This is a genomic window from Streptomyces caatingaensis (genome assembly GCF_001187435.1).
GTDB lineage: Bacteria > Actinomycetota > Actinomycetes > Streptomycetales > Streptomycetaceae > Streptomyces > Streptomyces caatingaensis.
In genome coordinates, this window is the sequence record NZ_LFXA01000009.1 from 501,417 (window position 1) to 523,364 (window position 21,948).

At 72.5% G+C, this 21,948-nt stretch carries 13 protein-coding genes and 1 pseudogene; 7 read left to right on the forward strand and 7 right to left on the reverse strand.

What is annotated here, in order from left to right:
• Positions 1-556 precede the first annotated feature (556 nt).
• The 5 genes from AC230_RS15525 to AC230_RS15545 are packed head-to-tail and all read right to left on the reverse strand — an operon-like array spanning position 557 to position 6,511.
• Positions 557-2,530: a TPM domain-containing protein gene (locus tag AC230_RS15525; RefSeq protein ID WP_157868583.1), complete on the reverse strand. Its 1,974-nt coding sequence runs from the start codon at positions 2,528-2,530 to the stop codon at positions 557-559.
• Positions 2,531-2,584: 54 nt separating this feature from the next.
• The gene (locus AC230_RS15530; RefSeq protein WP_049716758.1) at positions 2,585-3,364 is read right to left on the reverse strand and encodes a succinate dehydrogenase/fumarate reductase iron-sulfur subunit; all 780 of its coding nucleotides are present in this window, start codon (positions 3,362-3,364) and stop codon (positions 2,585-2,587) included.
• Positions 3,361-5,298 carry a fumarate reductase/succinate dehydrogenase flavoprotein subunit gene (locus AC230_RS15535; RefSeq protein WP_049716759.1) on the reverse strand — a complete coding sequence of 646 codons (1,938 nt, stop codon included), beginning with the start codon at positions 5,296-5,298 and terminating at the stop codon, positions 3,361-3,363. Before AC230_RS15535 ends, AC230_RS15530 begins: the two co-directional genes overlap by 4 nt.
• 13 nt (positions 5,299-5,311) lie before the next feature.
• Positions 5,312-6,175, reverse strand: a complete 864-nt coding sequence (locus AC230_RS15540; protein ID WP_049716760.1) for a hypothetical protein — start codon at positions 6,173-6,175, stop codon at positions 5,312-5,314.
• A gap of 51 nt (positions 6,176-6,226) precedes the next feature.
• Positions 6,227-6,511 carry a hypothetical protein gene (locus AC230_RS15545; protein WP_049716761.1) on the reverse strand — a complete coding sequence of 95 codons (285 nt, stop codon included), beginning with the start codon at positions 6,509-6,511 and terminating at the stop codon, positions 6,227-6,229.
• A gap of 345 nt (positions 6,512-6,856) precedes the next feature.
• Between AC230_RS15545 and AC230_RS15550 the strand changes: the two are divergent.
• The 7 genes and pseudogenes from AC230_RS15550 to AC230_RS15580 all read left to right on the forward strand — a co-directional run.
• Positions 6,857-8,800, forward strand: a pseudogene (locus AC230_RS15550) (ABC transporter family substrate-binding protein); the annotation flags it as partial.
• A gap of 468 nt (positions 8,801-9,268) precedes the next feature.
• Entirely contained in the window at positions 9,269-11,176 is a 1,908-nt protein-coding gene (typA, locus tag AC230_RS15555) for a translational GTPase TypA (protein WP_049716763.1), read from the forward strand.
• 396 nt (positions 11,177-11,572) lie between these two features.
• Positions 11,573-13,201 carry a peptide ABC transporter substrate-binding protein gene (locus AC230_RS15560; protein ID WP_049716764.1) on the forward strand — a complete coding sequence of 543 codons (1,629 nt, stop codon included), beginning with the start codon at positions 11,573-11,575 and terminating at the stop codon, positions 13,199-13,201.
• A gap of 89 nt (positions 13,202-13,290) precedes the next feature.
• Positions 13,291-14,217 carry an ABC transporter permease gene (locus tag AC230_RS15565; protein WP_078871272.1) on the forward strand — a complete coding sequence of 309 codons (927 nt, stop codon included), beginning with the start codon at positions 13,291-13,293 and terminating at the stop codon, positions 14,215-14,217.
• A complete protein-coding gene (locus tag AC230_RS15570; RefSeq protein ID WP_053161183.1) occupies positions 14,210-15,223 on the forward strand; it encodes an ABC transporter permease in 1,014 nt (337 codons plus the stop codon). The genes AC230_RS15565 and AC230_RS15570 overlap by 8 nt, the downstream gene beginning before the upstream one ends.
• A gap of 11 nt (positions 15,224-15,234) precedes the next feature.
• Positions 15,235-16,290: an ABC transporter ATP-binding protein gene (locus tag AC230_RS15575; RefSeq protein WP_049716766.1), complete on the forward strand. Its 1,056-nt coding sequence runs from the start codon at positions 15,235-15,237 to the stop codon at positions 16,288-16,290.
• Complete coding sequence (locus AC230_RS15580) at positions 16,283-17,413, forward strand: ABC transporter ATP-binding protein (RefSeq protein ID WP_049716767.1); 1,131 nt, start codon at positions 16,283-16,285, stop codon at positions 17,411-17,413. The genes AC230_RS15575 and AC230_RS15580 overlap by 8 nt, the downstream gene beginning before the upstream one ends.
• Before the next feature lie 236 nt (positions 17,414-17,649).
• Here AC230_RS15580 and AC230_RS15585 read toward each other — a convergent pair whose 3' ends face one another.
• Complete coding sequence (locus AC230_RS15585) at positions 17,650-18,939, reverse strand: lanthionine synthetase C family protein (protein ID WP_049716768.1); 1,290 nt, start codon at positions 18,937-18,939, stop codon at positions 17,650-17,652.
• Complete coding sequence (locus AC230_RS15590; protein ID WP_049717042.1) at positions 18,929-21,826, reverse strand: lantibiotic dehydratase; 2,898 nt, start codon at positions 21,824-21,826, stop codon at positions 18,929-18,931. The genes AC230_RS15585 and AC230_RS15590 overlap by 11 nt, the downstream gene beginning before the upstream one ends.
• Between the last annotated feature and the right edge of the window lie 122 nt (positions 21,827-21,948).

Here is a 21,948-nt window from a genome sequence, read left to right on the forward strand (position 1 = left end):
CGCCCTTTCCCCGTCTCCCCGGGGCAAGCCCGGCCCCCCACCGCCCTCCGTCCGGCAGCGGGCCTCCGCCCCCGCACCCCACCGGGGCTTCGCCCCCTGTGCCTCCCGCTGAAGCTCCGCCTCAGCCCTCGGGGCTTTGTCCCTGCACCCCAGCAGGGCCCGCCTCCTGCGCCCCCACGGGGGGCTCCGCCCCTGCACCTCACCGGGGGCTCGCCCCCCGCTGCCCCCCTGTTCGCGGCCCCGCCGCCCACCCTCGGGCTCCCGGCTCCCGGCTCCCGGCTCACGGCTCACGGCTCACGGCTCACGGCTCACGGGTTCCGGGTCCGGCCCCCGGCCCCCGGCCCCCGGCCCCCGGTTCCCGGCCCCCGGTTCCCGGCCCCCGGTTCCCGGCCCCCGGTTCCCGGTTCCCGGGCCCGTCCGGGGGCTCCCGGCTTCCGCTCCCGCAGACGGGGCGGCCCGGGGCGGGCCATTCAGCCCGTCCGGCGTTTGAGGACACCGCCCGGAGGGCGGTTCCGGGCGGAGGCCGGGGGAGACGGTGAGAGGGCGGGGTGGGGGATCAGTCCTCGCGGGCGGCCAGGCGGCCACGGGTCGCGCCGCCCCCGAAGGTCGCCGGGAGCAGGCCGGCCAGGACGATCCCGCCCAGCAGGGCGCCCCCCAGGGGACGCGTCGGCGCGTCCGCCGGGCCCTCGTACACCCCGACGTCCCGCTCCGCCAGCTTCCGCGCGGCCCGCGCGAGGGAGGCGGCCCGCTCCGCGTCGGCCTCCGCGCGCGGCGGGAGGGAGCCGTCGGGCGGCCGGGCCAGGGCGAGGTGGCGTTCGGCGGCGGCCAGCCGCGTCCGGGCCCGGCCGCCGACCGCGCCGCGGTGCGTGGTGATGAAGTCCCGCGCCCCGGCCACCTCCCCGCGCGCCGCGAGCACCGCACGCCCGGCCCGCGCCCGGGCCCGGGCCGCGCGCTCGGGATCCGTGCCCGGGTAGGAGGCGTCGAGCGCGGCCGCCGCCTCGTCGATCCGCCGCAGCACCGCCCGCGGATCGATCCGTTCGCAGGCGGCCTCGCGCCGCGCCGCGGCGAGCAGCTCGGCGCCGCGCCCGGAGGCGGCCGGGACGGCGGCGGCCGCCTCCGCGTCGACGAGCGCGGAGGCCATCCGCCGCGCCGCGCCGTCGAGTTCGTACGCGTGCCGCAGCGCCGCCGTCGCCAGGGTGCGGGCCTGGGACAGCGCGCCCTCGGCCGCCCGGACGGAGACGGCGGCCCGCTTCGGCTCGTCCGCGGCGAGCGCGGCGTGCGCCTCGGCGAGCGCGGCCTCGGCGAAGGCCAGCCGGTCGCGGGCCTCGGCGGGGTACCCCTCGGCGGGGGCCAGGGCGACGGGAGCGCAGCGGCCGGCGACCGAGGCGAGCGCGGTCTCGGCCGTGTCGATGCGCGGGGCCAGGGACCGCGCGACGGCCTCGGCCCGGTCGAGGACCAGCGCCGCGTGCGCGGCCAGGTCGCGCAGCCGGTCGAAGGCCGCCGCCTCCGCGTCCAGCCGCCGGTTGGCGCTGGTGCAGCGGGAGCAGATCTCGTCGAGGGCGTGCCGGCGGAAGTCGTCGTCGCGCACCGGCGCGTCGTCCAGCCGCTGCCGCAGCCGGAAGGCGTCGGCCAGCTCCTCGCGGGCGTACGCGACGGCCTCGGCGAACGGCCGCACGGCCTCCTCGCCGAGCTGCGCCAGGGCGAACGGCAGCTCCTCTGCGCTGGTGCGCACCGCGTCGTCCGTCGCGACGAGGCCGGCCGCCGCCTCGGCGTCCAGCTCGGGCAGCGGGGTGAGGGGCTGTGCCAGGCGGGCCAGGCCGGGCGGGGTGGTGGTGGCCACGAGCGGAGGGTCCGGGGGCGGCGGCGCCGGCCGGCCGCGTGCCCGCCGTCCGCGCAGGTAGAGCCCGGCCAGGAGCAGGAGAGTGCCGCAGGCGACGGGGATCCAGAACCGGCGGTCGCCGGGGAGCAGTCCGCTGCCGCCGGGATCGCTGCGGCCGGGGACGATGACGGGTGCGCGGACGGGCTGTCCGGCCAGGACGGAGCGGTAGCCGTCGGCGGCGCCGATGGCGGCCCCGGCCCAGTCGTGCTCCTTGAGGGCGGGCGCGATGGCGACCGAGGCGACCTGGGCGAGCTGCTCGGCGCGGAAGCCCGAGTCCTGCGCGGTCGAGACGGCGAACTGCCGCGGGTAGGTGGCGATGGCGAGCAGGACGTCGTGCGGGCCGAGGCCGTTGCGGTCGGCGGTGGCGTCGGCCCAGTCGTGCGCGGCCCGTCCGGAGAAGTCCCGGACGTAGGTGACGTAGAGCTGGACGTGCTGGGCGGCCAGCCGGGCGAGGGCGGCCTCGACCTGGGATCGGCGGCGGCCGAGGGCACCGACGGTGTCGGTCACGCGGCCGCCGGCGTCCAGGTCGAGCGGGGTCTCCGCGTGCGCGGCGGACGGCGCCGGGAGCAGCAGCGCGCACAGGGAGAAGAGGGCGCCGAGCATGGCCCACGCCGGCGCCCCGGGCCGGTACCGCCTCCGAAGCCGCGTCACACTTCGGAGCGTATGACCGGTTTGTCAAAGCCGCTACCCGGAGCGCGTGTGGTATTACGCTCCGTGGCCCGCGCCCCGGCGGCGGATCCTGCTCCCCAGCCAGACGAGCGGGTCGTACGCGCGGTCGGCGACCCGCTCCTTCAGCGGGATCAGCGCATTGTCGGTGATCTTGATCTGTTCGGGGCAGACCTCGGTGCAGCACTTGGTGATGTTGCAGTAGCCGAGCCCGTGGTCCGCGCGGGCCGCCGCCTTGCGGTCCACGCCCGCCTCGGCGGCCGCGTCCAGCGGGTGCATGTCCAGCTCGGCCACCCGCATCAGGAAGCGCGGCCCGGCGAAGGCCCCCTTGTTCTCCTCGTGATCACGCACCACGTGGCAGGTGTCCTGGCACAGGAAGCACTCGATGCACTTGCGGAACTCCTGGACGCGGTCCACGTCCTGCTGCCGCATCCGGTACTCGCCCGGTTCCAGCCCCGGCGGCGGCGCGAAGGCGGCCACCTCGCGCGCCTTGGCGTAGTTGTACGAGACGTCGGTGACCAGGTCCCGTACGACGGGGAAGGCCCGCATCGGGGTCACCGTGACGGTCTCCGCCGGGTCGAAGACGGACATCCGCGTCATGCACATCAGCCGCGGCCGGCCGTTGATCTCCGCGCTGCACGAACCGCACTTGCCCGCCTTGCAGTTCCAGCGGACGGCCAGGTCCGGCGCGGTGGTGGCCTGGAGCCGGTGGATGACGTCGAGGACGACCTCGCCCTCGTTGACGGTGACCTCGTAGTCGCCGAGGGCGCCCCCGCCGGCGTCACCCCGCCACACCTTGAAGTGCGCCTGATAACTCATCGGGTGAGCTCCTCGTCCGTCAGGTACTTCTTCAGCTCGTCCTTCTCGAACAGCTCCAGCAGGTCCGGGCGCATCGGCGGGGCGTCCTGCCGCTCCAGCCGGATGCGGCCCAACGCCGGGTCCTCGACGGCCGGTTCCGCGCTGTCGTCGGCCAGCCGGCACACCAGGTTGACCCGCCGCCACCGCCGGTCCATCCCCGGGTGGTCGTCGCGCGTGTGCCCGCCGCGGCTCTCCGCCCGCTCCAGCGCGGCCCGCGCCACGCACTCGCTGACCAGCAGCATGTTCCGCAGGTCCAGGGCCAGGTGCCAGCCGGGGTTGAACTGCCGGTGCCCCTCGACCGCCGCCCGCCGCGCCCGGGCCCGCAGCACCGACAGCCGGTGCAGCGCCTCCTCCATCTCGGGCGCCCGGCGGATGATGCCGACCAGGTCGTTCATCGACTGCTGGAGCTCCTGGTGGAGGGTGTAGGGGTTCTCCGCGGCGCCCGTTCCCTCGGCGCCGAACGGACGGAGCGCCTCCGCCTCGGCCGAGGCGATGTCCGCGTCCGACACCTCCGGGCGCGCCGCCGGGCCCAGCTCCGCCGCGTACCGCGCCGCGTACAGCCCCGCGCGCCGCCCGAACACCAGCAGGTCCGAAAGGGAGTTGCCGCCCAGCCGGTTGGATCCGTGCAGCCCGCCCGCCACCTCACCGGCCGCGAACAGGCCCGGCACGCCGACCGCCGCCGCGGTGTCCGGCTCGACCTCGACGCCGCCCATCACGTAGTGGCAGGTGGGGCCGACCTCCATCGCCTCGGCGGTGATGTCGACGTCCGCCAGCTCCTTGAACTGGTGGTGCATGGACGGGAGTTTGCGGCGGATCACCTCGGCGGGCATCCGGGTCGACACGTCCAGGAACACCCCGCCGTGCGGCGAGCCGCGGCCCGCCTTCACCTCGGCGTTGATCGCCCGGGCGACCTCGTCGCGCGGCAGCAGCTCCGGCGGGCGGCGGTTGTGGTCCGGGTCGGTGTACCAGCGGTCGCCCTCGGCCTCCGTCTCGGCGTACTTGTCCTTGAAGACCTCCGGGACGTAGTCGAACATGAACCGCTTGCCGTCGCTGTTGCGCAGCACCCCGCCGTCGCCGCGCACCGACTCGGTGACGAGGATGCCCTTGACGGACGGCGGCCAGACCATGCCCGTGGGGTGGAACTGGACGAACTCCATGTTGACCAGGCGGGCCCCGGCCAGCAGCGCCAGCGCGTGCCCGTCGCCCGTGTACTCCCAGGAGTTGGAGGTCACCTTGAAGGACTTGCCGATGCCGCCGGTGGCCAGCACCACCGCCGGGGCCTCCAGGACGAAGAACCGGCCGGACTCCCGCTCGTACCCGAAGACGCCCGAGACCCGGCCGCCCGGCCCGGAACGGTTCTTCAGCACCCGCGTGACCGTGCACTCCTGGAAGACCTTGAGCCGGGCCTCGTAGTCCCCGAACTCCCTTCGGTCCTCCTGCTGGAGGGCGACGACCTTCTGCTGGAGCGTGCGGATCAGCTCCAGGCCGGTGCGGTCGCCGACGTGCGCCAGCCGCGGGTACTCGTGCCCGCCGAAGTTGCGCTGCGAGATCCGGCCGTCGGGCGTGCGGTCGAAGACCGCGCCCCAGGTCTCCAGCTCCCAGACCCGCTGCGGGGCCTCGCGGGCGAGGAGTTCGGCCATCCGCCAGTTGTTGAGGAACTTGCCGCCGCGGAGCGTGTCGCGGTAGTGCACCTGCCAGTTGTCGTGTGCGTTGACGTTGCCCATGCAGGCCGCGATGCCACCCTCGGCCATGACCGTGTGCGCCTTGCCGAACAGCGACTTGCACACCACGGCGCAGCGCAGCCCCTGTTCGCGGGCCTCGATCGCGGCCCGCAACCCGGCGCCCCCCGCGCCCACCACGACCACGTCCCAGGACTGCCGGTCCACCCGTGTCATCGAAAGGTCTCCCCTAGAAGAAGCTCGGGTCGTCGAACACGCCGCCGGCGACCAGGTACACGTACAGGTCGGCCAGTGCGACGCTCACCAGCGAGGCCCAGGCGAGCGCCATGTGATGGGCGTTGAGCCGGCTCACCCAGGTCCACATCCGGTAGCGGACGGGGTGCTTGGAGAAGTTCCGCAGGCGGCCGCCGACGAAGTGCCGGCAGGAGTGGCAGGAGAGCGTGTACGCCAGGATCAGCAGGGCGTTGGCGAGGAGGACGAGGGTGCCGAGGCCCATGTGCCCCCAGCGCTCGTCCTTGTCGCGGAAGGCGATGACGGCGTCGTAGGTGAGGACGGCCGCCACCAGCACCGCCGCGTAGAAGAAGTAGCGGTGGACGTTCTGCAGGATCAGCGGGAAGCGGGTCTCGCCGGTGTACTTCTTGTGCGGCTCGGCGACCGCGCAGGCCGGGGGCGAGGCCCAGAAGCCCCGGTAGTAGGCCTTGCGGTAGTAGTAGCAGGTGAGCCGGAAGCCCAGCGGGAAGATCAGCACCAGCAGGGCGGGGGAGAGCGCCCACCAGTCGCCGAACAGCCCCCAGGAGGCGCCCTCCTTCATCGGGACGCAGCGGGTGGCGAAGCAGGGCGAGTAGAAGGGCGAGACGTAGGGCGCCGCGTAGTAGCGCTCGTCGGCGAAGGCCCGCCAGGTGGCGTAGACGACGAAGACCAGCAGGCCGGCGGTGGTGCCGGCGGGCGCCAGCCACCAGCGGTCGCGGCGCAGGTGGCGGGCCGCGATCGCGGCCCGCGAGGAGTGGTGGACGCCGCCGCCCGCCGCGGGGGCGGGGACGGCCGGTCGGGGATCGGAGCCGGTGGACGGCCGTGGATCGGTGCCAGTTGACAAGGGGGACTCCGGGAGGAGCGGGGGTGGAGGGGGCGGGGTGCCGGGCGCCCGCTAGGGGGCGCGGCGGCCGCCGGAGCCGATCCCCTCCTCGTCGGCGTCCCGCCACAGCGAGGCGTCGTACGGGGTGTCGGGGATCGTCACGATGGCCGGACGGGGGCGCTCCGGGGGCTGCGACTCGCGCAACAGCGCGAAGCTGTCGCGGAGATGGCCGGCGTCGGAACGCATCCGCCGCAGTTCCGGGCCGTCGCTGCCCAGCTGTCGCTCCAGCCGCCCGAGGGCCCGGTCGAGTTCGCCCAGGCAGCGCTGAACAGCAGTCAAGTCGTCGTTCAGGGACACGGTTTGCCCTCACTTCCGCGATCGGCGGTTGCGGGTGGCGACGGTGATGCGACAGAGAGTGTCGCGCGTCACACCCCTTCAGGGGAAGATAGCCGCCCCGATTGCACCTTCGCGGGAGCGCATTCCTCGCGCGGCCTGCCGCTGCTCAAACGTTCGTCCAGGTGGGTGGCGTGCGGGGCGGCGGCGTCGTGTCGGCACGCCTTCGCCCGGGCCGTCGCCTTCAGTGGGCGGAGAAGATCGGATCAGCCGCGCATTGCGCCGACTGAGCGATCCCCGAGTGATCCCTGAGCGATCCCTTCGGCGCTCCGAAGGGTCCGGCCACGTACGGCGGAGGTTGTCACCCCCATGTCCATCCGCACGCACTCCCGCTCCCGCTCGCGCCGCCCGGCCGCCCTGCTCGCCGCGGGGCTCCTGCTCCCGCTGCCCGTCCTGGCCGGCTGCGGCGGGGGCGGCGCCGAGGGGGGCGAACTGCCGGGCGCCACCCAGGACATCGCGGCCGCGCCCCGCTCCAAGGTCGCCGACAAGGGCTCCCTGACCTGGGCCGTCGACGCCCTGCCGGCCACCTACAACGTCTTCCAGTCGGACGCCGACGCCACCGCGCAGCGGGTGGCCGCCGCCGTGCTCCCCACCCTCTTCACCCTGGACGCCCACGGGCGCCCGCGGCGCAACCCCGACTACCTCGCCTCCGCCGGCGTCGTGCGGCGCGAGCCCCGACAGGTCGTCCTCTACCGCCTCGACCCCCGCGCCGTCTGGAGCGACGGCACCCCCGTCGGCGCCGCCGACTTCGAGGCCCAGTGGAAGGCCCTGCGCGGCAAGGACAGCGCCTTCTGGACGGCCGGGAACGCCGGCTACGACCGGATCGAACGCGTCGAGCGCGGCGCCGACGCCCACGAAGTCAAGATCACTTTTGCGAAGCCCTACGCCGACTGGGCCGGGCTCTTCACCCCGCTCTACCCCCGGGCCGCGATGGCCACCGGGAACGCCTTCAACGACTCCATGCGCAAGAACCTCGCCTTCTCCGCCGGGCCGTTCCAGGTGGCCGAGCGCGACGACGCGCGGGGCACGCTCGCGCTCGTCCGCAACCCGCGCTGGTGGGGCGACCGCGCCAAGCTCGACCGGCTGGTGCTGCGCGCCGTGCCGCGCGAGGAGCGGGCCGACGCCCTGGCGAACGGCGGGCTCGACGTCGCCGAGATCACCCCCGCGGCCGCCGACCGCATCGCCAAGGCCAACCAGCCGCCCCGGCACCGGGGCGACGACGCCAACAAGCCCGCCGCGGCCGCCGGCCTGCGCGGCCTCGCCGTGCACCGCGCGCTCGAACCGGCCTACACCCAGCTCGCCCTCAACGGCGCCTCCGGACCGCTCTCCGACGAGCGGGTGCGGCGCGCCGTGGCGCGGGCGATCGACCGCAAGGCGCTCGCCGAGTACGTCCTGGCGCCGCTCGGACTGCCGGCCGAGCCCCTCGGCAGCCACGTCCTGGTGGCCGGGCAGCCGGGCTACGAGGACAACAGCGACGCCCTCGGCTCCGCCGACCCCGGGGCGGCGCGGGACCTGCTCGCCGACGCGGGCTGGAAGGAGGGCAAGGGCGAGCCGCCGCGGTCCCGGCCCGCGCGGGCGGGCGCCGGGCGGCCGGCGCCAGCCGCCCGGCCCGACGACAAGCCCGAGCCGCGGGCGCCGGAGGAACTGCCCGAGTTCGACGGGGACGGGCAGGTGCCCGAGGACGACAAGGACACCGACGGGGGCAAGGGCGGCCTCGCCCCCGTCCGTTTCAAGGACGGCAAGAAGCTCGCCCTCCGCTTCGTCCTGCCGAAGGGGGCGGGGGCCGAGCCGCTGCGGGAGGTCGGGGCGCGGATCGCGCGGCGGCTCGACGCGGTGGGCATCCGCACGGAGATCGTCAAGGTCGAGGACGCGGGCTTCTTCAAGGACCACATCGCGTCCGGAGACTTCGACCTCGCCCTCTACTCCTGGCCCGCCAGCGCCTTCCCCGCCACGGACGCCCGGCCGATCTTCGCCAAGCCGCAGCCGGCGGCGGACGGCTCGCTCCAGGTCGAGCAGAACTACACCCGGGTCGGCACCGACCAGATCGACCGCCTCTTCGACCAGGCCTCCACCGAACTGGACGCCGACGCCTCCCGCGACCTCGTCCTGCGGGCCGACGCCCGCATCTGGGCCGCGGCCGCGGCGATCCCGCTCTACCAGCGGCCCGAACTCGTCGCCACCCGGCGAACCGTCGCCAACGCCGGCGCCTTCGGCCTCGCCAGCCCGCGCTATCAGGATGTGGGCTTCCTGCGCTGAGCGCGGCGCTCTGCTCTCGGGGGCTGGGCCCGGGCCCCCGGGCCCGGCCCCGGAGGGCCTCCGGCCACCGCCCCCGGGGCCGGCCCCGCCCGCGGCCGGGAGGGGGCAGGGGGCGGCGCTCCGCCCCCGCCCCGAAACCGCGCTCCGCGCCCACGCCCCCCCGGGGGGTGCAGGGGGCGGAGCCCCCGCCCTTCGTGGGGCGGGCCCGGCCCGCGCACGCCCCCGCGGGCCGCACCCGCCCCCCGCCGCGGAGCCGCCTCGGGTCCGGGGCCGGGCCCCGGTTAAGGGGAGGGGTGGGCTGGGGGAGAGGAAACCGCAGGTCAGAGCGGGCGTGTGCAGCCCCGGGCCGCTTAAGGGGGCGCTTCCCCGTACCATGGAGTGAGGCCGTGGCTTGATCTGCCCGGCAGGCCCGTGTACCGGACCGTACGCGAGGCCATCCACGATTCCGGGAGAAGCGCCGCAAGTATGCCCACGCGCCACGACATTCGTAACGTCGCCATCGTCGCCCACGTCGACCACGGCAAGACGACCATCGTCGACGCCATGCTCAAGCAGGCCGGCGCCTTCGCCGCCCACCAGCTCGACTCCGTCGACGACCGGGTCATGGACTCGAACGACCTGGAGCGTGAGAAGGGCATCACGATCCTCGCCAAGAACACGGCGGTGAAGTACCACCCCAAGGACGGCGGGGCCCCGATCACGATCAACATCATCGACACCCCCGGCCACGCCGACTTCGGCGGCGAGGTCGAGCGCGGCCTGTCGATGGTCGACGGCGTCGTCCTGCTCGTCGACGCCTCCGAGGGTCCGCTGCCGCAGACCCGCTTCGTCCTCCGCAAGGCCCTCGCGGCCCGGATGCCGGTCATCCTCTGCATCAACAAGACCGACCGCCCGGACTCCCGCATCGACGAGGTCGTCAACGAGACCTACGACCTCTTCCTCGACCTGGACGCCGACGAGGACCAGATCGAGTTCCCGATCGTCTACGCCTGCGGCCGCGACGGCATCGCCTCGCTGACCAAGCCGGAGGACGGCACCGTCCCCGCCGACTCCACCAGCCTGGAGCCGTTCTTCTCCACGATCCTGGAGCACATCCCGGCCCCCTCGTACGAGGAGGACGCCCCGCTCCAGGCCCACGTCACCAACCTCGACGCGGACAACTTCCTCGGCCGCATCGCGCTGCTCCGCGTCGAGCAGGGCGAGCTGCGCAAGGGCCAGACCGTGGCCTGGATGAAGCGCGACGGCTCGGTGCAGAACGTCCGCATCTCCGAGCTGATGATGACCGAGGCGCTCACCCGCAAGCCCGCCGAGGTCGCGGGCCCGGGCGACATCTGCGCCGTCGCCGGCATCCCGGACATCATGATCGGCGAGACCCTGGCCGACCCGGAGAACCCGGTCGCGCTGCCCCTGATCACGGTCGACGAGCCGGCGATCTCCATGGTCATCGGTACGAACACCTCCCCGCTGGTCGGCCGCGGCGGCACCGGCAAGGGCGCCGACGCCAAGGCCGCGGTCAAGGACCGCAAGGTGACCGCCCGCCAGGTCAAGGACCGGCTGGACCGCGAGCTGATCGGTAACGTCAGCCTCCGCGTGCTCGACACCGAGCGTCCGGACGCCTGGGAGGTGCAGGGCCGCGGCGAGCTGGCGCTGGCCATCCTGGTCGAGCAGATGCGCCGCGAGGGCTTCGAGCTGACCATCGGCAAGCCGCAGGTCGTCACCAAGGACGTGGACGGCAAGGTCTACGAGCCCGTCGAGCGCATGACGATCGACGTGCCCGAGGAGCACATGGGCGCCGTCACGCAGATGATGGGCGTCCGCAAGGGTCGCATGGACAACATGTCCAACCACGGCTCCGGCTGGGTCCGCATGGAGTTCGTCGTCCCGTCCCGCGGCCTGATCGGCTTCCGTACGGAGTTCCTGACCAACACCCGTGGCACGGGCATCGCCCACTCCATCCACGAGGGCCACGAGCCCTGGTTCGGCACCCTCCAGACCCGCAACAACGGCTCCCTGGTCGCCGACCGCTCCGGCACGGTCACCGCCTTCGCGATGACCAACCTCCAGGAGCGCGGGGTGCTCTTCGTCGAGCCGGGCACCGAGGTGTACGAGGGCATGATCGTCGGTGAGAACTCCCGCTCCGACGACATGGACGTCAACATCACCAAGGAGAAGAAGCTCACCAACATGCGCTCCTCCACGGCCGACGTCGCGGAGTCGATCGTCCCGCCGCGGAAGCTCTCCCTGGAGCAGTCGCTGGAGTTCTGCCGCGACGACGAGTGCGTCGAGGTGACCCCCGAGGCGGTCCGCATCCGCAAGGTGAACCTGGACGCCCGCGAGCGCGCCCGCGCCGCCTCGCGCGCCAAGCACGGCTGATCCCACCCGGCCCACCCGAAGGCCCGGTGCCCCCGCAACACGGCGGAGGCACCGGGCCTTTGCCATACCTGTCCGGATAACGGACGGCGAGATCCGGTTTCTTGGGTCATCGACCCGATTCGTCGCTGTCTGTCTGGGTGGTGTTTGTCCGGATTTCGGGCAACGGCAGGCGGTCGATGTGACCAAAGCGAAACCCTTTAAGTGTGGTTTACGGGGCGGCGGTGCTCAATAGTGGGGCCATTAGCTCGGGTCAATGGGTCAACGCGCTGTGGGGAGTGCGTCCGACTCACGAGCACACTCGGGGGTTCCGGTTCCTGTCGTGCTGTCAGGGGTGTCAGCGCTGCGGGGGCCGGTTCCTCCTATCTGGTGACAGTGGACTCCTGAGGAGGGATACCCATGCGCGGTGCCAAGAGCGCCAAGTGGGTCGTGGGCGCGATAGTCGTCGCGATGGCGGCGACGGCCTGTGGCGGCGGCAGCAGCAACGATGACGAGGGGAACGCGGCCGTTGACCCCAACGGCGTGTTCACCTACTACAACACCGAGCCGCAGCGGGGGCTCATCCCGACCAACACCAACGAGGTCGGCGGCCACTACATGATGGCCAACATGTTCCGCGGCCTGGTCACCTTCGACATCAACAACAAGCTGCAGATGGCGCAGGCGCAGAGCGTCGACACCACGGACAACCAGCACTTCACGGTCAAGCTGAAGCCGGGCTGGAAGTTCCACAACGGCGAGACGGTCACCGCCAACTCCTTCGTCAAGGCCTGGAACTGGGCCGCCAACGCCAAGAACGCCCAGCTCAACTCCTCCTGGTTCGAGGCCATCAAGGGCTATGAGGACGTCCACCCGGAGAAGGGCGACCCCAAGTCCGACACGATGTCGGGTCTGAAGGTCGTCAACGACAACGAGTTCACCATCGAACTCTCGCGCCCCGTCTCCACCTTCAAGGAGCGGCTGTACTACGACGCCTTCTTCCCGCTCCCCGAGGCGTTCTACAAGGACCCCAAGGCGTTCGGCGAGCACCCCATCGGCAACGGCCCCTACAAGATGGAGGGTTCGTGGGCCCACAAGGTCGAGCTGAAGGTCCGTAAGTTCGCCGACTACAAGGGCGACGACAAGCCCAAGAACGGCGGCATCGACTTCAAGTTCTACAGCAAGGACGACGCGGCCTACGCGGACCTGCTGTCGGACAAGCTCGACATCATGTACCAGGTGCCCAACTCCCAGGTCGGCAAGTTCAAGGACGACCTCGGCAAGCGCGCCATCAGCCAGCCGTACGGCGGCAACACCAACATCGGCTTCCCGCTCTACGACAAGGAGTGGGGCAAGCCCGAGAAGGCCAAGGTCCGTCAGGGCCTGTCCATGGCGATCGACCGCGACACCATCGCCAAGCGGGCGCTGAAGGGCAGCAAGGACGCCGCCACCGGCTTCACCCCCAAGGGCATCCCCGGCTGGCAGGACGGCGCCTGCGGCGAGTACTGCAAGTTCGACCCCGCCAAGGCCAAGGAGCTCATCAAGCAGGGCGGCGGCGTCCCGGGCAACAAGGTCACCATCACCTACAACGCCGACGGCGCCAACAAGGAGTGGGTGGACGCCGTGTGCAACGACATCCGGCAGAACGCCGGTGTCGAGTGCGTGACCGACGCGAAGCCCACCTTCCAGGAGGCGCGCGACCTGATCACCGACAAGAAGCTCAGCAACCCGTTCCGCATGGCCTGGGTGATGGACTTCCCGAACATCGCCAACTTCGTCACCGAGCAGTTCCGCACCGGCGCGGGCGCCAACGACATGGGCTACAGCGACAAGAGCGTCGACGCCCTCATGAACAAGGCAGACGAGGCCAAGACCGAGGACGAGGCCAACAAGGGCTACTTCGAGGCCGAGAAGAAGCTCTTCGAGCAGATGCCGGCCATCCCCCTCTTCACCGACCACACCGTCGCGGGCTACTCCAAGCGCGTGCAGAACGTGAAGATCGACTACCAGCGCCAGGCCGTCTGGACCGAGGTCGAGGTCAAGAAGTAACACCGGGACGCTTGCAGTGACGCAGGCCCAGCGACCGCCCTCCCACGAGGATCCGGCGGCCGCTGGGCCCGTCGGCGACAGGAGGAACGATGGGGCGCTTTGTCGCGAGGCGACTGCTCCAGATGATCCCGGTGTTCATCGGGACCACGCTGCTTATTTTCTTGATGGTGTATTCCCTCCCCGGAGACCCCGTCAAGGCCATGTTCGGCTCGAAGGCGGCCGACCCGGCGACAGTCGCGAAACTGCGCCATGACTACGGGCTGGACAAACCCCTGATCCAGCAGTACTGGGACTACATCAGCGGCCTCTTCCAGGGGGACTTCGGGCAGAGCTTCACCGGCCGCCCGGTGGCCGACCTGATGGCCGACGCCTTCCCGGTGACCATCCGGCTGGCGCTCTTCGCCTTCGCCATCGAGCTCGTCGTCGGCATCGGTCTCGGTGTGCTCACCGGGCTGCGCCGCGGCAAGTTCCTGGACCAAGTCGTGCTGATCTTCACGCTGATCGTGGTGTCCATCCCGGTCTTCGTGCTCGGCAACCTGGCCCAGTTCGTGATCGGCGTGAAGTGGAAGCTGGTGACGCCGACCGTCCGGGACTCCCAGGACCTCAGCCAGCTGATCCTCCCCGCGGTCGTCCTCGCCCTGCTGTCGCTGGCGTACGTCACCCGGCTGACGCGGACCACCGTCGCGGAGAACCTCCGCGCCGACTACATCCGCACCGCGGTGGCCAAGGGCCTGCCCCGGCGCCGCGTCGTCGGGGTGCACCTGATGCGCAACTCGCTCATCCCCGTCGTCACGTTCCTCGGCACCGATCTCGGCATGCTGATGGGTGGTGCGATCGTCACCGAGGGCATCTTCAACGTCCCCGGCGTGGGCAACACCCTCTACCAGGCCGTCATCACCAGCGAAGGCCCCACCGTGGTCGGCGTCGTGACCGTGCTGGTGCTCGTCTACCTCGTGAGCAGCCTGGTCGTCGACCTGCTCTACGCAGTCCTGGACCCGAGGATCCGCTATGCCTGACAACAAGTCCCCCCAGGTGACCCCCAGCAGCGTCGCGGGCGCCGGGCCCGCCGTAACCGGCGGCCTCGCGGACACCGCCGCGGCCGGCGTGGCAGTCGCCGCCGAACTCGCCGCCGGGACGGACAAGCAGACCTCCACCGAGAAGGCCCGCAGCCTCGGCCAGGACGCCTGGCGCGAGCTGCGCCGCAGCTGGCTGTTCTGGGCGTCCGGCATCCTGCTCGTCCTGCTGATCCTCATGGCCGCCTGGCCCACGCTCTTCACCGACGTGGACCCCCGCCAGGCCGACTTGCGCAACCACTACCTCACCGGGCCGCAGTGGTCGCACTTCTTCCAGGCGGACTGGTTCGGCTACAACGTCCAGGGCCAGAGCGTCTACGCGCGTACGGTCCACGGCGCCCGCGCCTCGATCATCGTCGGCGTCTGTGTGACCCTCGCGGTCACCCTCGTCGGCGGCATCGTCGGCATGCTCGCCGGGTACTTCGGCGGCTGGCTGGACACCGTCCTCTCGCGCCTCACGGACGTCTTCTTCGGCATCCCGCTGCTCCTCGGCGGCCTGGTGCTGCTCCAGGCGTTCACCAACCGCACCATCTGGACGGTCACCTTCGCCCTCACCGCCTTCGGCTGGATGCAGATCGCCCGCGTCATGCGCGGTGCCGTCATCACGCAGAAGGAGGCGGACTTCGTCACCGCCGCCCGCGCGCTGGGCGCCGGCACCGGCCGGATCCTCTTCCGGCACATCCTGCCCAACGTCCTCGGCCCGGTCATCGTCGTCGCGACCATCGCGCTCGGTGGCTACATCGCCACCGAGGCGACGCTGTCCTACCTGGGCATCGGCCTGAAGGACCCGACCGTGTCCTGGGGTGTGGACATCTCCGCCAGCCAGAAGGACCTGCGCGACGGCCCCCACGCCCTGCTCATGCCGGCCGGCTTCCTGAGCCTCACCGTCCTCGCGTTCATCCTGCTCGGCGACGCGGTGCGCGACGCCCTCGACCCCAAGCTGCGCTGAGGGAGGCGTACGTGACCACCACCACCGCGAAGCCCGCGAACGTCCCCGAGCAGAAGGGGCCGGACGGGGGGCCGCTGCTCGAAGTCCGGGACCTGCACGTCGAGTTCCACACCCGGGACGGCGTCGCCAAGGCCGTCAACGGCGTCAACTACTCGGTCGGCGCGGGGGAGACGCTCGCCGTCCTCGGCGAGTCCGGCTCCGGCAAGTCCGTGACGGCGCAGGCCATCATGGGCATCCTCGACATGCCGCCGGCGCGGATCCCCAAGGGGGAGATCCTCTTCCGCGGCCAGGACATGCTGAAGATGTCCGGCGAGGAGCGCCGCAAGATCCGTGGCGCCAAGATCGCCATGATCTTCCAGGACGCGCTGTCGTCGCTGAACCCGGTGCTCTCCGTCGGCTACCAGCTCGGCGAGATGTTCCGGATCCACCAGGGCCTGTCGAAGAAGGACGCCAAGGCCAAGGCCATCGAGCTGATGGACCGGGTCCGCATCCCCGCGGCCAGGGAACGCGTCGGCGACTACCCGCACCAGTTCTCGGGCGGTATGCGCCAGCGCATCATGATCGCGATGGCGCTGGCGCTGGAGCCGGACCTGATCATCGCGGACGAGCCGACGACGGCGCTGGACGTGACCGTCCAGGCCCAGGTGATGGACCTCCTCGCCGAACTCCAGCGGGAGTTCAACATGGGGCTCATCCTCATCACCCACGACCTCGGCGTCGTCGCCGACGTCGCCGACAAGATCGCGGTGATGTACGCGGGACGGATCGTCGAGACCGCCCCCGTGCACGAGCTCTACAAGCGCCCGGCCCACCCGTACACCCGGGGCCTGCTCGACTCGATCCCGCGCCTGGACCAGAAGGGCCAGGAGCTCTACGCGATCAAGGGCCTGCCGCCCAACCTGCTGAACATCCCGGCCGGTTGCGCCTTCAGTCCCCGCTGCCCCAAGGCGCAGGACATCTGCCGTACGGAGATCCCGGCGCTGCACGACGTGGCCGAGCGGGACGGCGCGGCGATGCCGGGCCGGCGGAGCGCCTGCCACTTCTGGAAGGAGACGATCCATGGCTGAGACCGGCAAGCAGGACGAGGCCCTCTCCGACGTCGTGGCCAGTGACGCGAGCACGACCGCCGAGGTCGAGGCGGTGCTGGACGCCCCCGTCGAGCGCGGTGAGCCGATCCTCCAGGTGCGCAACCTCGTCAAGCACTTCCCGCTGACCCAGGGCATCCTCTTCAAGAAGCAGGTCGGCGCGGTCAAGGCCGTGGACGGGGTCTCCTTCGACCTCTACCAGGGCGAGACGCTGGGCATCGTCGGCGAGTCCGGCTGCGGCAAGTCCACCGTCGCCAAGCTGCTGATGACCCTGGAGACCGCCACCTCCGGCGAAGTCTTCTACAAGGGCCAGGACATCACCAAGCTGTCCGGCCGCGCGCTGAAGGCCGTCCGCCGCAACATCCAGATGGTCTTCCAGGACCCGTACACCTCGCTCAACCCCCGCATGACGGTGGGCGACATCATCGGCGAGCCCTTCGAGATCCACCCCGAGGTGGCCCCGAAGGGCGACCGCCGCAAGCGGGTCCAGGAGCTCCTGGACGTGGTCGGCCTCAACCCGGAGTACATCAACCGCTACCCGCACCAGTTCTCGGGCGGCCAGCGCCAGCGCATCGGCATCGCGCGCGGCCTTGCCCTCAACCCCGAGATCATCATCTGCGACGAGCCGGTCTCGGCCCTGGACGTCTCCGTCCAGGCCCAGGTCGTCAACCTGATGGAGAAGCTCCAGGACGAGTTCAACCTGTCCTACCTCTTCATCGCACACGACCTGTCGATCGTCCGGCACATCTCCGACCGCGTCGGCGTGATGTACCTCGGCAAGATGGCCGAGATCGGCACGGACGTCGAGATCTACGACCACCCGACGCACCCCTACACCCAGGCCCTCCTCTCGGCCGTCCCGGTCCCCGACCCGGACGCCCGCGAGGGCCGCGAGCGCATCATCCTCACCGGCGACGTCCCGTCGCCCGCCAACCCGCCGTCGGGCTGCCGCTTCCGCACCCGCTGCTGGAAGGCGCAGGACAAGTGCGCCGAGGAGATCCCCCTCCTCGCCGTCCCGGAGGTCTTCGCCGGCCGGAAGACCCCGGCGGCGCACGAGTCGGCGTGCCACTTCGCCGAGGAGAAGCAGGTGGTGGGGGCGGCGTAGGGCTTCCCGGAACAGGGCCCGGCCCCGAGCCGTAGGAACGCCGGACAGGCTGCATCGCCCAGCCTGTCCGGCGTTTTGCGCCCGGGGCAGGACGACGGGCCGTGGCCGTGCTGGCCGCCCGGCCGGGTGCGGCGGTGGCCGCACCGGACCCCGGTGACATCCGGCATCTGCTCGATCGGCTCGGAGAGCGGGGCAAGCGCGTCATGGTCCAGGAGGTGTGAACCTCGGCCGCGTGGTCAGTTGGCCAGCAGTGTCATGTCCCAACCGGCGCCCGCCACCCCGTCGTTCGCATACGCGTCCAACGCCAGCGCCACCCCCGCCGCTCCGTCCAGGAACGCCGGCAGATCCGCGCCCAGGGGCGCGTTCGTCGCCGCCGTGCGGTAGCCGAAGCGGTGCGACGCGTCGAACATGCTCAACGTCATGGCCGCGAGGTCGTCGCGGGCGGCGGGGACGCGGGGGTCGTCGATGTGGGGGGCGAGCAGGCCGAAGAGGTGCAGGAGGCCCGACGCTCCATGGCACAACTCCGCGTCCGTCACGCCCCATTCCGCCACGGGGCGGGACAGCAGGGGGAGGAGTGAGCGGTGGGCCAGGTCGTGCCAGTCCGTACGGTCCAGGGCGATGGCCGCCAGGTGGACGGCTCTGGTCATGCCGGGGGTGCCGTAGCACCAGGACGGGCGGTGCCAGGGGACGGCGACGGTGCCGGCGGACCAGTCCGCCAGGGTCAGGATCTGGGGCCAGCGGATGCCCTGGCCGTCCGGGACCGCCCAGGTCTCCAGCAGTGACATCAGCGATTCGATCGCCTCGCGGTGGCCGGGGACGTGGACGCCCGCCTGCCAGGAGAGGGAGAGCAGGGCCAGCGGGCCGCAGACGCCGTGCGACAGGCTCAGATTGAGGTGGCCGTCCGGCAGTGCTGCCTCCTGGCCCTTGCGCGGGGCCGCCCAGGTCCACCAGCGGGGGACGCGATGGCCGCGGAGGGGGACGTCGTCCTTCGACATGTGCACCAAGTAGGCGAGGACCGCGCGGAGTTCGGGAAGCAGCGGCTCGCCGCGGGCCAGGAGGTGGCGGCCTATGCCGGTCATGCCGGAGATCACGTCGTACTCGCGGTTGTTCTCGACCGGGCCGTCCGACGGGACCTGGGGGAGCGCTTCCCGAATCAAGTCACGGTGGTACGCGTCGAGTTGGGCGAGCGCCGATGTGTAGCCGCCCGTCGCACGGTAGGCGATCAGGAGCGCGTGGGCGGCGGCGCTCGTGCTGCCGTAGAGGCCGGCGGGGGGATTGCCGCCGGCCGCCACCGCGGCCAAGGCGCGGATCAGGTACGCGTGTGCCCTCGCCACGTTCTCCGGGCGGCGGTCCGTGCTGCCGCTGAAGGCCAGGGAGACGCCGGGATGGCCGCTGGCGAGGGAGAGGTCGTGCCAGACCGGCTCGCCCGCCGGACCGTCGGGGAAACCCGTGTCCGCCTCGGCCGCCTCCGGATCCGCGAGCCGGTCGAGGACGCGGGCCGCCACCTTCCGTGCCTCAGCGCGCATGCCGCCGCCTCCCCAGCTCCTCGCGGGCGATGCCGCGCAGGATCGCGTAACCCCGTTCCTCACGTTCGAGGTTGATGCCCAGCAGGCGGTTGTGCTGCATGTGCAGGAGGGCGAGGAGGGGGTTGGCGTCGTGGTCCCGGAGAAGATCGCCGTAGGCCCTCGCCTCCTTCGCGTCCGTCCACAGGTCCGTCCAGCCGGGCAGCCGCCCGGCCAGGGCCTCCGCTGTCCGGCCGGGGCGGATGATCTCCCGGGCCAGGGCGCGGTGCCGCTGGAAAGCGGTATGGGCGGGGCCCTTCGCGAAGACCCGGTCCGCCCAGGCGCACCAGTCCCAGTCGCCCAGCGACTCCAGGAGTACGGCGTGGTGGGCCGCGGCCAGCACCTCGTCCGGCAGGTCCGCGCGGGAGCGCAGCAGTTCGAGGGCCGAGCGGCTGTCGAGGTGGAAGACGCGTTCGGCCAGGGGCAGGGCGTCCGGGCCGCCGTAGCGGCCGGTCTCCGGGACGTAGGTGTCCAGGGCCAGGGTGCGCAGCAGGCCCGCATCCTGCAACGACCGGGCCCAGCGGGCCAGTTCGGGGAGGAGTTCCGGGCCGCCGTGCAGCCGGAGGCGGAGATGCGGGTCCGGGTCGCGGTAGCGGAGGAAGAACCAGGGGCGGGTCCCGACCGCGTCCAGCAGCCGCGGCAGGTGCGCGGTCAGCAGTTCGTCGTGGACGTCCTCCGCCGCGTACAGCTTCGCGTAGATCCAGTCCTCGCCCGGGAGATGGCGGGTGCCGGGCGGGCTCGGGACCGGCGGCGGGGACGGCGGAGGTGCCGTCCTCGGCCGGTGCACCAGCGGGATCAGCACCTCCGTCCGGTGGCCGTGCGACCAGCCCAGGCCCGAGCCGTCCGCCGTCGGGTCCTCGACCAGGACGAACGGGGCGTCGGTGCGCACCTCCTGGCGGAGTACGGTCCGGTGCCAGGGGTCCGTGAGGTCGAGGCCGAAGCCGCGGTCCTCGCGGACCAGTTGGACGTGCCCGGGGACGTGGTAGCGGTCGCGCCAGGCCGTGAGGGCGTCGTCCCAGCCGGACGGTTCCGAGGCGGCGGCCGCGCGCAGATGGCGGTCCGGCTTCCAGCGGCGGGGGCAGAGCGTGACCCGGCCGAAGGTCACCCGGGGCAGGGCGGGCAGGTCTTCCAGGCCGTACCAGTCCCATCCGGTCCACACCCGGGTGCGGGCCGTCCCGATGTCGATGAGCAGCCGTGCGGGGGAGGGCGCCAGCTTGTGCGGGTTGACCAGGTGCGGGACCACCGGGAGGACGGGACGTCCGCTCGCCGGGTCGGTCAGCCGCATGCCCGAGGCGTCGACGCCCACCAGCAGGGCGCGCCAGTCGAGGTGGCCGGGCTCCTCGCGGTCGTCGTACACCCCGACGGGGATCCGGTGCGGGAGCAGGCGCGGGACGCGCATGGGGTTGAGGGTGCGCGGGTCGTGCGGGCGGAAGAGGACCTGGGCGGGCAGGTAATGCCCGTCGTCGAGGCCGCCCAGCAGCCCGGCCAGGGCGTCCGTCGCGCCGGTGAGCTCCGCGAAGCGGCCGGCGGTGGCGCCCGCGGTCCACGATCCGGTGTGCGGGCCGGCGACGAGCCGGAACTCGCCGCGGTCCAGGGCGCCGGCGCTGTCGGCGAGGAGCTGGAAGCAGAGTTCGAGGGAGTGCGGGGGCATGGCCCGGCGCTCGTCCTCGGTCAGCTCGGGCACGGAGAGCAGGGCCAAGGTGGCGCCGTCCAGGCGGAGTTCGCCGCCGGCCGTCGACAGGGCTTCCTGCGTCAGCTCGGCGATGACCTTGCGCCGCGCGGCGTCGGCCGGTCCGGGGAGGGCGCCGTCGCGGTACGCCGACGGGTAGCCCAACCCGCGGTGCGGGTCGACGAGTTCCCCCAGCGGGATCTGCGCCGTGACGCCGTAGCGGTCGATGAAGGCGTCGCGGTAGTCGCGCATGTGCGGCAGGGCCGCCCAGGGCGGGGAGACGGTCCACATCGCCGAGGCGTAGGTGCGGGCCTCCTCGACGACGGCCGGGGGCAGGCTCACCTCCGCGTCGGTGCCCAGGTCGACCTGGACGGGCGGGCTGGTCCCCGGGGCGGCGGAGACCGCGTCGAGGACCCGGCGCAACGCGTCGCCGCCCTCGCCGGGTGCCGTCCGCTCGTACGCCCGCAGCGCCTCCCGCACCGCGCGCAGCTGTCCGGCGGCTTCCGGTACGGCGGCCTCGACACGGTCGAGGGTGGTGCCGGGCTGGTCGATCGAGGTGAGCAGGAAGCCGTGTCGCACGAGCTGGGCGAGGACGGTGTCGACGCGCTCGTCCGAGAGCTGGGGGAAGGCGGCGGACGCCCGCTCCAGGAGGCGGCTGTACGGGACGGGGGCGACGGCGGCTCGGCACACCCAGGTGACCAGGGCGTTGCGGCGGACCGAGATCTCCTTGCGCTCCGTCGGGAGCAGCAGCCGGTCACCGCGCGTGCGGCACAGGTCGTTGACCACGACGTCGATCCGGCGGCGCACCCCGGGCAGGCGGAGCCACTCGCGAATGCGGCCGTCCAGCCAGGCACCGTCGATGCGGGCCGCCTTGCGGCCGGGGCCGGTGAGCGTGGCCCGGGCGGGCCCGGTGAGGGCGGTGGTGACGCCGGCGAAGAGGCCGAACGGAGTCGGTCGGCCGCTGTGGCGCAGGGCGTAGCGGGTGAGGGAAAGGGCTGTTCCGGCCAGATTCTTGGGGTTCGGCACGTCACCCGCGTCGATGCGGTCGAGCGTGTCGGCGAGGCTGCCGCTGGCGACGTGCACCGCCTCGCGGAGCAGCGGGTCCGCGGCGAGTGTGCGGATCCGGGCCAGGGGGTCGGCCGTCTCCGGGCGGGCGTAGCGAGTGCGTGGAGCGCCTGCCATGCGGACGAACAGTGGCCCGGCGCCTTCGTAGTGGTCGTACAGCAAGCCGTTCCCCCTGGAATCGGCCGTGCCGGGGGCGGCGCGGGCAGTGCCGCCCCCGGTTCACCGGCCGGGCCGATCGA